The organism is Pseudomonas gingeri, assembly GCF_013386115.1.
Lineage (GTDB): Bacteria > Pseudomonadota > Gammaproteobacteria > Pseudomonadales > Pseudomonadaceae > Aquipseudomonas > Aquipseudomonas gingeri.
Map to the genome: position 1 here is coordinate 136,979 of NZ_JACAOR010000011.1, position 13,985 is coordinate 150,963.

A 13,985-nucleotide genomic window follows, 5' to 3' on the forward strand; every position below is an offset into this window, starting at 1 on the left:
CTGTCGTGCATATCTGCAGCTCCCTGACGGGCTAGGTGGCATTGCGTTGACGGTGTTTCAGGCCTTGTCGGTGGTGGCGGGAACCCGCCCGTAAATGTCGGTGAAACGCACGATGTCGTCCTCGCCGAGGTACTCGCCGCTCTGCACTTCGATCATCACCAGATCAATCACCCCGGGGTTGACCAGGCGATGGGTCTTGCCCGGTTTGATGAAGGTCGATTCATTGGTGTCGAGCAGGAATTCGTGGTCGCCGTTGGTGACCCGCGCCATGCCGCTGACGACGATCCAGTGTTCGCTGCGGTGGTGGTGCATCTGCAGCGACAGTGAGGCCTCGGGCTTGACCACGATGCGCTTGATCTTGAAACGCTTGCCCTCTTCGAGCACGGTGTAGGTGCCCCATGGCCGGGTCACGGTGCGGTGCAGGCGGTAGGCGTCATGGCCCTGGCGCTTGAGTTCCTGGGCGATGAGCCGAACGTCCTGGCTGCGCTTGCCGTCGGCGATCAGCAGGGCATCGGGGGTGTCGATGATGATCAGGTCCTTGAGGCCGACCCCGCCGACCAGGCGCTTGGGCGAGTCGATGTAGCAGTTGCTCACGTCATGCAGCACGGTTTCGCCATTGCACTGGTTGCCGTTGGCGTCGGCCGGGCTCAATTCGCGTACCGCCTGCCAGGAGCCGATGTCGCTCCAACCGAGCTGGCAGGGCACCACCGCGACCTTTTGCGAGCGCTCCATCAACGCATAGTCGATGGAAATATCCGGGGCCAGGGCCAGGGTCTTGCCGTCGAGTTCCAGCTGCAATTCCTGGTTGCCCTCGCGGCTGTGGCTGTGGGCCAGGCACTCGGTCATCGCCGCCAGGACCTCCGGTGCATGTTCCTGCAGTTCGCGCAGCACGGCGTCGGCGCGCATGCAGAACATGCCGGCGTTCCACAGGTGCAGGCCACCGTCGAGGTAGCGCTGGGCAGTGGCCGCGTCGGGCTTCTCGACAAAGCGGGCGACCTGGAAGCTGTCGTTGCCCAGGGCCTGGCCTTTCTCGATATAGCCGAAGCCGGTCTCGGCCTTGGTCGGCACCAGGCCGAAGGTCACCAGCCAGCCCTGTTCCGCCAGTTGCCGGGCGCTGCGCACCGCCTTGGCGAAGGCGTCCAGGTCCTTGATCAGATGGTCCGCGGGCAACACCAGCAGTTGCGCATCCTCGCCGTACAGGCGGGCGACATGCAGGGCGGCGGCGGCGATCGCCGGCGCGGTGTTGCGACCGAACGGTTCGAGGATGAAGTCCAGGGCCGCGGCGCTTTTGTTGAGCAGGCGATAGTCATCCAGGGTGCGAAAGAACACCTCGCGGTTGGTCACCGTCAGCAGGCGCTGGACGTCAGCGAGACCGGCGGCGCGGCGGAAAGTCTTCTGCAGCAGGCTTTCGCCGTCGGGCAGGCGCATGAAGGGCTTGGGCATGGCCTCGCGGGACACCGGCCAGAGTCGGGTGCCGGCACCGCCGGCGATGATGCAGGGAATGAGTAGGCTCATTCAGAAGGCCTCGCGCGTCAGGAGCACTGCCGGGACAGTGCGGAACAGAATGTAGAGGTCGAACCAGATCGACCAGTTTTCGATGTACTCCAGGTCGAACTCCACGCGTTTCTCGATTTTTTCCAGCGTGTCGGTTTCGCCGCGATAGCCGTTGATCTGCGCCAGCCCGGTGATCCCCGGCTTGACCCGGTGGCGCGAGGTGTATTCCTTGACGGCTTCTTCGAACAGGATGCCGGCGGCCTTGGTCGCCGTGGCGTGGGGGCGCGGGCCGACCATGGACATGCTGCCGATGAATACATTGAACAATTGGGGCAACTCGTCGAGGCTGGTCTTGCGGATGAAACGGCCGACCCGGGTGATCCGTGGGTCGCCACGGGTGGTCTGTTTCTCTGCGTTGGCGTCGCTCTGGTGCTGATGCATCGAGCGAAACTTGAAGACTTCGATCAGCCGGTTGTTGTAGCCATAGCGTTTCTGGCGAAACAGCACCGGGCCGGGGGAGTCGAGTTTAATCGCCAGGGCCACCAGCAGCATCACCGGTGACAAAAGAATCAGCGCGGTGCTCGACAGCACCATGTCCTCGAGGCGCTTGAACATCGGCGACCAGCCGCGCAGGGGCACTTCGGAAGCGTTGAACATCGGCAGGTTGGCGACTTCGGTGATGCGGTTGTGGGCATGGCGGAAGGCGACCATGTCCGGCACCAGCAGCACATTGACCGGTAGCCGGCGCAGTTCGCGGATGATGTAGTCCATGCGGTTCTCGGCCGACCAGGGCAGGGCGACCAGCACCTGGGTGACCTTCTCCTCGCGGATCAGCCGTTCCAGGTCGCTGGAGTTGCCCAGCAGCGGCAGGTTGACCATGGTTTTCGGCAGCCGGCCGATGCGGTCGTCGATAAAGCCGATGACGCCGGAGCGGATGTCCTGGTGCTGGGCCAGGTATTCGGCCAGGCGCTGGCCGTTCTCGGTGGCGCCGAGAATCACCGCGTTCTGCAGGAAGATGCCGCGTTGCATCAGTTGCTGGAACAGCGTCAGCAGGATCAGGCGCTCGATGCCGAACAGTACCAGGCTGGCGAGGAACCAGACCAGCAGTTGGGTATTGGTCAGGTAGCTGAACAGTTGCAGGCCGTGGTGCATGAACAGCAGCAGGCAGAACGCCGAGGACCAGGCGAAGAGGGTGAGCTGGAAGCGCAGCAGGTTGCTGAAGATGGTTTCGGCATAGACCCCCAGGGCCTGGAAGATCAGTACGCTGATGACGCCGAAGAACAGCAGGATGGTCAGGTAGCTGCGGGTGATCTCGGGACTCTGCTCGCGCAGGTAAACCAGCAGCAACAGCCCGGGCAGAATGGCTGTCAGGCCGTGGACCAGACGAATGCCGAACAGAAAGTACTCGACCATGCTGGGTCGAGTGAGCAATAAGCTGTCGACGGGTTGCAAACGCATGTGACCCCTCCCTTTCTACCATCGCGAAATGGCAACTACGAAGCACTACGGCAGGTACTTCCTATGGCAAAGCCACAAGGTTTTTCGCGATAACCCCGTCCCTGATGGCTAATTCTCTACCGGGCGGGCCCGGTATCGGCAGTCAACCGTTTGAAGGTATGCCCCCGCTTTTATCGTTGCGGTGGCCGATATTTCCTCTCGTTTGAATGGCACGGGCTTGAGTAAAGCTCATGAAACAGCGGGTCGCTAATTGAATGATGTCTTGTAGCTAAAAAAAATCCGAAGCGCCCCTGTTGTGCTATATCACGCGCGTTCCAGAGCGCTCGGGCAGCGCTCGGGCGGGTGGCGGTGAAATAAATCCCGTTGCGCCAGGTCGTTTTCAGCTCGCCGTGGTCCACATGTTCCAGGCCCATCGACACAGGAGAAACGGCTCATGAACGAGCGCAAGGCATTGCTGATTCTGCATGGCAAGCAGGCCCTCAACGAAGACGTGCGGGCAGCGGTCGAGGGCAAGCGGCGGGAAGGCTGGGAACTGGCGGTACGCGTCACCTGGGAGGCCGGCGATGCCCGGCGCCTGGTGGATGAAGCGCTGGACATGGGTTATCGGCAGTTGATCGCCGGCGGTGGTGACGGCACCTTGCGCGAGATCGCCGAAGCCCTGGCCCTGGCCGCCAGCGAGGCGAGCCTGGTGCTGATGCCGCTGGGCACCGCCAATGACTTTGCCCGTGCCGCCGGAGTGCCGCTGGAGCCGGCCCTGGCCTTGCAACTGCTGGAGGTGCCGGCCCGGCCGATCGACCTGGGCGCTGTCGGCGGGCAGTTGTTCCTGAACATGGCCACCGGCGGTTTCGGCAGTCAGGTGACGGCCAATACCTCGGAAGACCTGAAGAAGGTCCTGGGTGGCGCGGCCTACCTGTTTACCGGGTTGTCACGCTTCAACGAACTGCATGCCGCCTATGGCGAGTTGCAGGGGCCGGATTTCCATTGGCGGGGTGAACTGCTGGCACTGGGGATCGGCAACGGGCGCCAGGCAGGCGGCGGGCACCTGCTGTGCCCCGAGGCGCTGGCCGATGATGGCCTGCTCGATATCAGTATCCTGCCGGCGCCCCAGGAGGTGGTGGGGACGCTGCGCAGCCTGATGAGCGATGGCTGGGGGATCGACAACATGTTCGTCCGGGCCCGCCTGCCCTGGGTCGAGATCAAGGTCGCCGAAGGCTTGTACCTGAACCTCGACGGCGAACCCCTGGAAAGCGATTGCCTGCGTTTCGAGGCGCGTGCCGGGGCGTTGCAGGTGCATTTGCCGGCGGACTCGCCGCTGCTCAGTCGTCGAGGCTGATGATGCGCTCGCGGACGGCGAACAGGACCAACCCGGCGACGTCGAAAATCTGCAGGCGCTTCATGATCTGCGAGCGGTGGGTTTCCACGGTCTTGATGCTCAGGCCCAGGCCGTTGGCGATTTCCCGGGTGGATTTGCCGCGCACGATCAACCGCAGGATTTCCAGCTGACGTCCGGTCAGGTTATGGGTCTCGGTTTCCACCGGCGAATGGTGCTGGACCTGGGTCAGGGCCTGGTTGATCACCGTGTGGGCGATCGCCGGGCTGAGGTAGCGCTCGTCGTTGCGCAAGGCCTCCAGGGCCTGGGCCAGTTCGGTGGCGGTGGTGTCCTTGAGCAGATAGCCATGGGCGCCGATTTCCAGGGCCTGCATGATCAACTGCGGATCGGTGTGCATCGACAGGATCAGTACCTTGCTCTGCGGGCGTACCGCCTGGAGCTGGCGCAAGGCGTCGAGCCCGCCGGTATCGCGCATGGACAGGTCGAGCAGGATGATATCCGGGTTCAGGCGTTCGACGGTTTCGAGCAACTGTGCGCCGTCATTGGCTTCGCCGATCACGGCGTAGCCCGGAATATCCAGTACCAGGGCACGCACACCGGCCCTGATCAGAGAGTGGTCATCCACAAGAAGTAAGTTGCAGGTCATAGAACCTTATTCGTACTGGCTCGTTCGAGGGCCCGAGGGGCCCAGGGAAGAAGGGCTTCGATTTGCGTACCTTTGCCGGGTCCGCTGGTGACTGTCAATGTGCCGCCCAACTGTTCGATACGCTCCGCCATGCCGGCCATGCCGCGCTGGCCCTGCTCGCCCGGATTGGCCGCCGGGGAAAAACCCAGGCCATCGTCGGCGATATGCAGCGACAGGCCTTCGGGCAGGCGCTTGAGGCGTATCAGCAGGTTGCTGGCCTTGGCGTGGCGCAACATGTTGGTAACGGCTTCCTGGGTCACGCGAAAGGCGGTCACGGCCATTTCCTCGGACAACCCGGTCAACCGCTGCTGGCATTCCAGGCTCCAGTGCACCGTGGTATTGCCCAGGGTCTTGAGCAGGTGGGCGCGCAGGCTGGCTTCCAGTCCGAGGCTGGCCAACTGGCGTGGATTGAGAATCGCCGACACGTCCCGCACCTTGGCCAGGGTTTCGTCCAGGGTATTGCTCAGGTCGGCGCAGTGGTTGCGCAATTCCTCCGGCAGGCGTCCCTGCAACCACTGGGTCTGCAGTTTGGCGGCCGTCAGCAGTTGGCCGATATCGTCGTGCAGTTCACGGCTGAGGCGGTGACGTTCGTTTTCCTGCACTTCCAGCAGGCGATCGGCGAGTTCCTGGGGTTGAAAATTGATCGATGTCTGTGACACCCGGTGCTGCAGCCAGACGCTGGTCAGCGCGGCCAGGTTCAGCATCAGCAGGATCAGCAGCAACAGGCTTCGCGGCAGGCTCGCACAATTCAGATAGACCGACAGGCTCATCACGGCCGAGGCGACACAGAGCAGGACGGTCAGCCGGCGGGCGTTTTTGCGAGAGGGGAGCCAAGGCTTTAAGGACTTGAGGCTGGCGTACATAGCGTGTAGAGCCAATGAGTGTTCGCTACGGGGAGCCCCACGCTGTCGCCGGCAGGACTCTGTTTGAAAAAACGGCTACGGTTCAATACTTATACACAAGGTGGTGTGATGTATATGTTTACACGGCAAAACAGTGCTGGCGTCATCATGAATCAAGATGAAATCACTTTGCCATCAAGCACATAAGTGAGCGGGCAGCATAATAGCACTTCGTTTAAGGTTGGTCGTCCCCGGTGATATATGTCCGAATGGTCAGCATTTTTTGTACGATGGTTCCAGAATGCCTGGGAAATCGCTCGCTGCAGTCTGCTTACTTGTGAACTTACGGCACTTTGTCATGTGTACGCTAGTTATTCTTCGCGCACTAAAAAACCCAGTCTGAAACCGGGAAGTTGCTCGTTAGTTGGTCGTGTCGGTTTTGACTATGAGGGAGGCGTAAGACGCGTTTAACTATTGGAAATAGCTAATGTAAATGCATGGGCGAGAGTGCTGCTGTTCAAACGGATTGTCCGGGAAAGGTGATCAGTGCGAAGGCTTTCGGCTCGGTGAACTGGGTTCCGGACAGGTCGGTCTGTGCCGCCAGGGCCGCGATCAGTTCGGCCTGTTCGCTGTCGTCGAGGCTCAACTGGCCCGTACGGGGATCGATCAGTTCCAGTTGCCATGCCAGCAGGGTCAGGCAGTCCTGCAGCGCCTGCAAGGCGTCATTGTGCAGGTTGAGCTGTTCGGGAGCATGGCTCAGCACGCCGTGGATATGCCGGCAGAAGTCGGCCATGCAGCGTACGCCAAGCACATCGGCGCGGCCGGCCAGCTTGTGCAGCGCGGCGAGCAGGCAGTCGATCGCATCCCGATCGTTGCGGATCAGGCCCAGGTGCTGGCAGCACTCCTGCATTTTCGCCTGCAGGGTTCCAGCCTCGACGAGGAATTCCGGCAGACTCGTCTGCCACTCTTTACCGTTCAGCATGCTTTATCTCCATGAAAACATCGGCAGGCGATAGAACGTCGCGCTTGGCGAACGGCGTTAAGTTAATGTCGGCCAACAGAGGATGTCTGTAGTCTGTTTCCGATTGTTTCAGTCTTGATTGATTGCGCAACATTCTTGGGTTGCGCGCGCTCATCTTCAGGAAAAAGAGTCCCGACGCTTGCAGAGATCGTTCAAAAGGGCCGTTCCAGAGCGCTTCCACAAGATTTGTGAGGCGCCTTGCCTGGCTTTCTGGCCACCGTCCCGCGATCGAAAGCAAAAGCCTGACTCCATTCATGCAATGAGAATGGCGTCACATTAATGGCTATTGGATATCGCGAATATCAGGTTGGGCCTGATTGTTACTAGGGGATTCCCCTATGGAGGGGAACCAAAGGAGCAATTTGTGGTCGCGCCGGGAGGGAATTGTGTCGAGTCAAGGCGATGAGTCCAGTAAAGCATGATGTTAATGTGACATCAAACGTTTTGCATGGCATTTTGTCGGAGGGTCAAGGTCTGGCGGGTCCGGCCGATAACTCTCTCAATGTAGTCTTTTTGTATCAGCGCCCCAGGAGTGATTGATGGCCGGCATTCTCGACACGGTAGACCAACGTACGCAACTGGTGGGTGAGAATCGTCTGGAGATTCTCATGTTTCGCCTGGCCGGTCGCCAGCTGTTCGCGATCAACGTGTTCAAGGTTCAGGAAGTCCTGCAACTGCCCAAGCTGACCCTGATGCCGCAGCGCCATCCGTTTGTCTGCGGTGTGGTCAATCTGCGGGGGCAGACCCTGCCGGTGATCGACCTGTCCCAGGCGATCGGCATGCGTCCCCTGGTACCGGGCCCCAACAGCACCATTATCGTGACCGAATACAACCGTTCGGTGCAGGCCTTCCTGGTCGGTGGCGTGGATCGCATCGTCAACATGAACTGGGAGGCGATTCTGCCGCCGCCGACCAGTGCCGGCCGCCAGCACTACCTGACCGCCATCAGCAAGGTCGACGACCAGTTGGTGGAAATCATCGATGTCGAGAAAGTCCTGGCGGAGATCGTTCCGTACAACGCCAAGGTGTCCCGTGAAAAACTCGATGACCCGGTGATGGAGCGTGCGCGGGGCCGCGAGGTGCTGCTGGTCGACGACTCCAACGTGGCCTTGTCGCAGCTGCGCGATACCCTGGGCCAGTTGGGGGTGAAGATGCATATCGCCAGCGATGGCCTGAAGGCCTTGAACATGCTCAAGGGCTGGGCCGATGCCGGCGCGGTGATGACCGACAAGCTGCTGATGGTCTTTACCGATGCGGAAATGCCGGAGATGGACGGCTACCGCCTGACCACCGAGATTCGCAACGACCCGCGCCTGCGCGGTCTGTATGTGGTGCTGCATACTTCGCTGTCCGGAAGCTTCAACGATGCCATGGTGAAGAAGGTTGGCTGCGACAACTTCCTGTCCAAGTTCCAGCCAGACAAACTGGTGGATGTGGTGCGCCAGCGTCTGCTGCTGGATGAAGCCTGATCCCGTACGGTTGGCTGCCATAGGCCGCTGTTTGGCCGGCCGCTCGGTGTTGCGCTGGTCCACCCTCCTGTAGAATCGGGGTTTTACCTCTACGGGAGTTGGACATGTTGCGTCTGAGCGCGCTGTATCGTTACCCATTGAAGTCCGGCAAGGGCGAATCCCTGCAGCACAGCTCGCTCGACGAGTTGGGGTTGAGCGGGGATCGACGCTGGATGGTGGTGGACGAAGCCAGCGGACGTTTCCTGACCCAGCGTGCCGTCGCAGGCATGAGCCAGTTGTCCGCCCTGTGGAATGCCGCGGGTGGCCTGACCCTGAGCGCGCCGGGCCGTTCGGCGCTGGACGTGGCACTGCCGCCGGCCGACCAGTCGTTGCGTGGCGTGACCATCTGGAGCGATACCTTGCGGGTGCCCGATGCTGGCGATGAAGCGGCGGCCTGGCTCAGCGGGTTTATCGGCAAGCCGGTGCGCCTGGTGCATGTACCGCTGGAGCGGGCGCGGATCACCCAACCGGGCTACGGCAGGGATGATGACCGTGTGGCGTTTGCCGATGGTTTCCCGCTGCTGCTGATCGGCCAGGCTTCGCTGGAAGACCTTTCCCATAAGGTCGGACGGCCTCTGGAGATGCTGCGTTTTCGTCCCAACCTGGTGATCGAAGGCAGCACGGCGTTTGCCGAGGATCAGTGGAAGCGCATTCGTATCGGTGACGTCGAGTTTCGCGTGGTCAAGCCGTGCTCGCGCTGCATCCTGACCACCATTGACCCGCAGTCCGGGGAGCGTAGCGCCGACCGGGAACCGTTGACGACGCTCAAGACCTACCGCGAGCAGGATGGGGATGTGATGTTCGGGCAGAACCTGGTCAATGACGGCCAGGGGCGGCTCGAGGTGGGGATGCCGGTGACCGTTCTCGAATAATGAAGTGAACGGTGGGCGCCGGCTTGCCGACGATAGCGGTCGATCAGGCGGTGCCAGCCTTGCCGGCCTCTTCACCGGCAAGCCAGCTCCCACGGGGCACGCGCGGACACCTGTTCAGGGTTCGGCGCGGGTCCTGTGGGGAGCTTCCTGTAGGTCCCTGATTATTGATCGTCGAAAAACCGCTCGTTCCAGTCAACCAGCGGCTGCGGTGCGTTGAGCTTCTGGCCGTAGATCACCGAGTACGACAGCACGTTCTGCACGTATTGCCGGGTCTCGTCGAACGGGATGCTTTCCACCCAGACGTCGAAACTCAGGTGGTTAGCGCCCTTGAGCCACTGCCTGACCCGACCCGGGCCGGCGTTGTAGGCGGCGGTGGCGAGCACGCGGTTGCCGTTGAACTGGCCGTGGACCTGGCTCAGGTAGGCGGCACCCAGTTGCACGTTCTTGTCCGGATCCAGCACCTGCTGGGGCGATGCCAGCGGGATGCTGAACTTGCGCGCGGTTTCCTTGGCGGTGCCGGGCATCAGTTGCATCAGACCGGTGGCGCCGACGCTGGAGCGGGCATCGTCCATGAAGGCACTTTCCTGGCGGGTAATAGCAAACACCCAGCTCGAATGCAGGCCGCGCAGCTTGGCTTCGCGTACCAGCGTATCGCGGTGGGCCATCGGGAAGCGGATATCCAGGTCGTCCCAGTACTGCGCCTGGCTGATGGTGCGAATCGCCGGGAAGTACCACTTCAAGTCGTAGGCCAGCCTGGCCTGGGCGACCATTTCGTCACGGTTGAACATCCGGCTGACGTGGTACCACTCGCGGCGACCGTCGACGATCTGGCCGCGGTCATGCAGTTCCAGCGCCCGGCGTACGCCTGGCGTATTGCGGACCTTGTTGATCAGCTGCTGGCTGAGTACCAGCGGGCGGTTGGTCAACTGGTAGGCGGTCTGCGAGCGATCGGCGGCGAGAAAGCCATAGAAGTCGCGTTCACGGGCGACATTCTTCAACAGCACCAGTGCCTGTGGATTCTGCGGTTGCGCCAGTTCCAGGCTGCGGGCCTGCCAGTAGCGCCAGCGATTGGTCGTCGCCAGGTCCTGGGGCAGCCTGCGAGTCAGTTGGTAGGCATCTTCCCAGCGCCCCAGGCGCAGCAGCAGGCGCAGGCGCCACTCGGTGACGGTGTTGTCACGCAGTTCCGGGTCGTACTGGGTCATGATCTCGAGGGCGCGGCTGTCGTAGCGGCGCGCCAGGGTCAGGCCGACCTCGCGGGCGATCGAAACCTTTTCGTCACGGGAGAAGTGCATGCTGGTGGCATAGCCGTCGAGCAGGGCCATTGCCTTGTCCGGGTCCTGGCGGGCGAGGCGGCGCAGGCCCAGGCCCACCACGTCGGACATGGCTTCGTCGGCCGGCACGAAGCGGGAAGGCTGGCTCAGCAGGTCGGGTTTCTGTGCCACCTCGATCATCATCCGACCTTGCGGGCCGAGGGTGCTCAGGCCCTTGACCAGGGCGCTGGCAAGTCCGTAGTTGCGGGCTTCGGCGGCCAGCTTGACGCGTTGCCAGCGTTTTTGCTCGGTCAGTTGGCCTTCCGTCGCCCAGCGGTCGAACAGCGCGTCGCAGGCGGCTGGCTGGGTCTTGCCGGTCAACCAGAGTTTTTCCGCCGTGGCGTAGCCTTCGGCACGCAGGTTGTGGCTGAGCTGGTACTGGCCGTTGAGGCAGTCCAGTTCGGTGAAATTCAGTTTCGGGTCGTAGTACTTGACGAAGGGGGCCCAGTCGCCACGTTCGGCCAGCCAGCGCAACCAGCGCAGCTTCATCCAGTTGGCCTGGGGCAGGTCGCCGTGTTCGGCGAGGAACTTCTCGATCTCGGCGTTGCTGGCGGTTTTCAGCCGGGCGGTCAGCTCGTCGTAGGCCAGGTACGGTTCCAGCGGATAGGTCTGCAACGTGTCCTGATACTGGAAGTAGGGGCCGGAGTCACCCTTGGCCAGGGCGCGCTTGGCTTCATCGTAGAGTTGGCGTTGCTGGGCGAGGTCGACGGCCTGTGCAGCTTGAACGGCGCAGGTGGAAAGAAGCAGACACGATAAAAAATTGAAAAGACGGCTGCGCATGAGACTTCCGAGCAAAAAAAACGGGCAAGTGCCGGCAGGACCGACACTGATTGTCGGGTAGCTTAGCCTTTTGCCGGCGGCGGGCGAAAGTTTTGCCGGGCGCTGTACGCAACTTGATACTAAATGTCATCTTGGCCGGGGCATTGGCAAAAATCGCGGCCGCCTCGGGGCTCAAGTCAGGTAGAATGCGCGCCCGGTTTTTGGAGAAGCTCATGACCCTGCTCAAATTCAGCGATGTGTCCCTTGCTTTCGGCGCCATGCCGTTGTTGGACAAGGTGTCCTGGCAGATCGCCCGTGGTGAGCGGGTGTGCATCATCGGCCGCAACGGCACAGGCAAGTCCAGCATGTTGAAGCTGGTCAAGGGCGATCAGAAGCCCGATGACGGCTCCGTCTGGCGTGCGCCCGGGCTCAAGATCGGCGAATTGCCGCAAGAACTGCCGGTGGCCGACGAGCGGACCGTATTCGATGTCGTGGCCCAGGGCCTGGATGGCGTCGGCGAGTTGCTCGCGCAGTATCACCACCTGAGCCAGAACATAGTCACCGATGCCGACCTGGACAAGCTGATGCATGTCCAGCACGACCTCGAGGCCCGTGACGGCTGGCGTTTGCAGACGCTGGTCGACAGCACCCTGAGCCGCCTGCAGTTGCCGGCCGACAAGACCCTCGCCGAGTTGTCCGGCGGCTGGCGTCGTCGCGTGCTGCTGGCCCAGGCGCTGGTGTCCGAACCGGACCTGCTGCTGCTCGACGAGCCGACCAACCACCTGGATATCGGTGCGATCGCCTGGCTGGAAGAGGCCCTGAAGGATTTCCAGGGCGCCGTGCTGTTCATCACCCACGACCGTTCTTTCCTGCAGAACCTGGCGACCCGTATCCTCGAACTGGATCGCGGCGGCCTGATCGACTGGAACGGCGACTACGCCAGCTTCCTGGTGCACAAGGAAGCGGCCCTGGCCGCTGAAGAGACCGCCAACGCACTGTTCGACAAGCGCCTGGCCCAGGAAGAGGTCTGGATTCGCCAGGGCATCAAGGCCCGGCGTACCCGTAACGAAGGCCGTGTGCGGGCATTGAAGGCCTTGCGCGTGGAGCGTAGCGAACGTCGCGAGCGTACCGGCAAGGCGAATATCCAGCTGGATACCGCCGACAAGTCCGGCAAGCAGGTCATGGTCCTCGACAATGTCAGCTTTGCCCACCCGGGCGGCCCGTTCCTGATCAAGGATTTCTCCATGGTCCTGCAGCGCGGCGACCGGATCGGCCTGCTGGGGGCCAACGGCACCGGCAAGACCACCCTGTTGAAGCTGATGCTCAGCGGCCTGGTACCGACCAGCGGCAAGGTGGAAGAGGGCACCCGCATCGACGTGGCCTACTTCGACCAGTTGCGTCATCAGCTGGACCTGGAAAAGACCGTGATCGACAACGTCGCCGAAGGCCGCGACTTTATCGATATCGATGGTCAGAGCCGTCACGTGCTCAGCTACCTCGGCGACTTCCTGTTCAGCCCGCAGCGTGCGCGGACGCCGGTCAAGGCCCTGTCCGGTGGCGAGCGCGCGCGCCTGCTGCTGGCCAAGCTGTTCAGCAAGCCGGCGAACCTGCTGGTGCTCGACGAACCGACCAACGACCTCGACGTGGAAACCCTCGAGCTGCTGGAAGAAGTGCTGTTGACCTTCAAGGGCACCGTGCTGATGGTCAGCCACGACCGGGCATTCCTCGATAACGTGGTGACCAGCACCCTGGTCTTCGAAGGCGAAGGCAAGGTCCGCGAATACGTCGGTGGTTATCAGGACTGGCTGCGCCAGGGTGGCTCGCCACGCCTGCTGGGCGTGACCGAGAACAAATCGGGCAAGGCCGACCTGAATTCGGCGGTCGTCACCGCTGCGCCGGCAGCGGCGGCCGCCCCGGCCGAAGCTCCGGCCGCGAAGAAGAAGCTCAGCTACAAGCTGCAGCGCGAGCTGGAAGCCCTGCCGGGCGAGATCGATGCCAAGGAGCAGCAGATCGCTGCTGTCGAGGCGGAGATGGCCGAAACCGGTTTCTATCAGCGCCCCGCAGCGGAAACGGCAGCAGTGATCGCCCGGTTGGAAAAACTCCAGGCTGAACTGGAGGTGATGGTCGAGCGTTGGGCCGAGCTGGATGCCTGATTGATCGACTTGCAATCAAAAAGCCCGGCTTCGTGCCGGGCTTTTTGATTATCAGCTCTTGCTTTGCAGGCGGACCGCGAGGACGTCGCACGGCGCGCCGTGCAGCACGTCATTGGCGGTGGAGCCGAGTAGCAGGGCCAGGCCATGGCGGCCGTGGCTGCCGACCACGATCAGGTCACAGGCCTGTTCCTTGGCCAGGTGATGGATTTCCTGGCGGGGTTGGCCGTAGGTCAGGTGACTGGTGTCTCGCGACAGTTCGGGATACTTGAGGATCAGCCGCTCCAGGCGCTCCTTGGCCTGGTCGAACTGTTGCTGCTGCAGTTGGGACAGATCCATCGGCACATCGCCGCCGAAGGCCATGGCCATGGGCTCGACGATATGCACCAGGGACAGTTTGGCGCTGTTGCTGACCGACAGTTCGCGTGCGCGATGAATGACCGGGTCGCATTCTTCCGTCAGGTCGACGGCAACCAGAATGTGGTGGTAGGGCATGAAGGCACCTCCTGAGGATCGCAATTGCTGTAAGTATGGCTCGTTTCAAGCTGATTGGTTC

At 62.1% G+C, this 13,985-nt stretch carries 11 protein-coding genes; 4 read left to right on the forward strand and 7 right to left on the reverse strand.

The genetic code is table 11. From position 1 onward, the window contains the following. Positions 1-57: 57 nt before the first annotated feature. Both HX881_RS21730 and HX881_RS21735 read right to left on the reverse strand, forming a co-directional pair. The gene (locus HX881_RS21730) at positions 58-1,515 is read right to left on the reverse strand and encodes a mannose-1-phosphate guanylyltransferase/mannose-6-phosphate isomerase (protein ID WP_177086563.1); all 1,458 of its coding nucleotides are present in this window, start codon (positions 1,513-1,515) and stop codon (positions 58-60) included. Next, positions 1,516-2,952: an undecaprenyl-phosphate glucose phosphotransferase gene (locus HX881_RS21735; protein ID WP_017129608.1), complete on the reverse strand. Its 1,437-nt coding sequence runs from the start codon at positions 2,950-2,952 to the stop codon at positions 1,516-1,518. 433 nt (positions 2,953-3,385) lie between these two features. Here HX881_RS21735 and yegS point away from each other — a divergent pair, with 433 nt between their 5' ends. Next, entirely contained in the window at positions 3,386-4,285 is a 900-nt protein-coding gene (gene yegS, locus HX881_RS21740) for a lipid kinase YegS (protein ID WP_017129606.1), read from the forward strand. Here yegS and HX881_RS21745 read toward each other — a convergent pair. The 3 genes from HX881_RS21745 to HX881_RS21755 all read right to left on the reverse strand — a co-directional run bounded on the left by HX881_RS21745 (position 4,269) and on the right by HX881_RS21755 (position 6,791). Next, a complete protein-coding gene (locus tag HX881_RS21745) occupies positions 4,269-4,928 on the reverse strand; it encodes a response regulator (protein WP_177086565.1) in 660 nt (219 codons plus the stop codon). The two genes, yegS and HX881_RS21745, sit on opposite strands and share 17 nt — an antisense overlap. Further along, on the reverse strand, positions 4,925-5,830 hold the full coding sequence (locus HX881_RS21750; protein ID WP_177086874.1) for a sensor histidine kinase: 906 nt from the start codon (positions 5,828-5,830) through the stop codon (positions 4,925-4,927). The genes HX881_RS21745 and HX881_RS21750 overlap by 4 nt, the downstream gene beginning before the upstream one ends. A 496-nt stretch (positions 5,831-6,326) precedes the next feature. Next, positions 6,327-6,791 carry an Hpt domain-containing protein gene (locus HX881_RS21755; RefSeq protein WP_177086567.1) on the reverse strand — a complete coding sequence of 155 codons (465 nt, stop codon included), beginning with the start codon at positions 6,789-6,791 and terminating at the stop codon, positions 6,327-6,329. A 578-nt stretch (positions 6,792-7,369) separates the two neighbouring features. On the opposite strand from HX881_RS21755, the gene HX881_RS21760 reads away from it, so the two are divergent. Both HX881_RS21760 and HX881_RS21765 read left to right on the forward strand, forming a co-directional pair. Further along, positions 7,370-8,299: a chemotaxis protein CheV gene (locus tag HX881_RS21760; RefSeq protein WP_017129602.1), complete on the forward strand. Its 930-nt coding sequence runs from the start codon at positions 7,370-7,372 to the stop codon at positions 8,297-8,299. 104 nt (positions 8,300-8,403) lie between these two features. Then, on the forward strand, positions 8,404-9,210 hold the full coding sequence (locus HX881_RS21765) for an MOSC domain-containing protein (RefSeq protein ID WP_177086569.1): 807 nt from the start codon (positions 8,404-8,406) through the stop codon (positions 9,208-9,210). A 161-nt stretch (positions 9,211-9,371) separates the two neighbouring features. Here the strand turns inward: HX881_RS21765 and HX881_RS21770 are convergent, their stop codons facing one another. Further along, a complete protein-coding gene (locus tag HX881_RS21770) occupies positions 9,372-11,300 on the reverse strand; it encodes a transglycosylase SLT domain-containing protein (protein ID WP_017129600.1) in 1,929 nt (642 codons plus the stop codon). A gap of 212 nt (positions 11,301-11,512) precedes the next feature. Here HX881_RS21770 and HX881_RS21775 point away from each other — a divergent pair, with 212 nt between their 5' ends. Then, positions 11,513-13,432 carry an ATP-binding cassette domain-containing protein gene (locus tag HX881_RS21775; protein WP_177086570.1) on the forward strand — a complete coding sequence of 640 codons (1,920 nt, stop codon included), beginning with the start codon at positions 11,513-11,515 and terminating at the stop codon, positions 13,430-13,432. A 51-nt stretch (positions 13,433-13,483) separates the two neighbouring features. Here HX881_RS21775 and HX881_RS21780 read toward each other — a convergent pair whose 3' ends face one another. After that, positions 13,484-13,924 carry a universal stress protein gene (locus HX881_RS21780; RefSeq protein WP_017129598.1) on the reverse strand — a complete coding sequence of 147 codons (441 nt, stop codon included), beginning with the start codon at positions 13,922-13,924 and terminating at the stop codon, positions 13,484-13,486. Positions 13,925-13,985: the final 61 nt, after the last annotated feature.

What these genes read in the sequence shown, in the direction of transcription:
- HX881_RS21765 (WP_177086569.1), top strand. Translation starts at nt 8,404, where the DNA reads ATGTTGCGTCTGAGCGCGCTGTATCGTTACCCATTGAAGTCCGGCAAG.
- HX881_RS21745 (WP_177086565.1), bottom strand. Translation starts at nt 4,928, where the DNA reads ATGACCTGCAACTTACTTCTTGTGGATGACCACTCTCTGATCAGGGCC.
- HX881_RS21770 (WP_017129600.1), bottom strand. Translation starts at nt 11,300, where the DNA reads ATGCGCAGCCGTCTTTTCAATTTTTTATCGTGTCTGCTTCTTTCCACC.
- HX881_RS21760 (WP_017129602.1), top strand. Translation starts at nt 7,370, where the DNA reads ATGGCCGGCATTCTCGACACGGTAGACCAACGTACGCAACTGGTGGGT.
- HX881_RS21730 (WP_177086563.1), bottom strand. Translation starts at nt 1,515, where the DNA reads ATGAGCCTACTCATTCCCTGCATCATCGCCGGCGGTGCCGGCACCCGA.
- HX881_RS21775 (WP_177086570.1), top strand. Translation starts at nt 11,513, where the DNA reads ATGACCCTGCTCAAATTCAGCGATGTGTCCCTTGCTTTCGGCGCCATG.
- HX881_RS21735 (WP_017129608.1), bottom strand. Translation starts at nt 2,952, where the DNA reads ATGCGTTTGCAACCCGTCGACAGCTTATTGCTCACTCGACCCAGCATG.
- HX881_RS21755 (WP_177086567.1), bottom strand. Translation starts at nt 6,791, where the DNA reads ATGCTGAACGGTAAAGAGTGGCAGACGAGTCTGCCGGAATTCCTCGTC.
- HX881_RS21780 (WP_017129598.1), bottom strand. Translation starts at nt 13,924, where the DNA reads ATGCCCTACCACCACATTCTGGTTGCCGTCGACCTGACGGAAGAATGC.
- yegS (WP_017129606.1), top strand. Translation starts at nt 3,386, where the DNA reads ATGAACGAGCGCAAGGCATTGCTGATTCTGCATGGCAAGCAGGCCCTC.
- HX881_RS21750 (WP_177086874.1), bottom strand. Translation starts at nt 5,830, where the DNA reads ATGTACGCCAGCCTCAAGTCCTTAAAGCCTTGGCTCCCCTCTCGCAAA.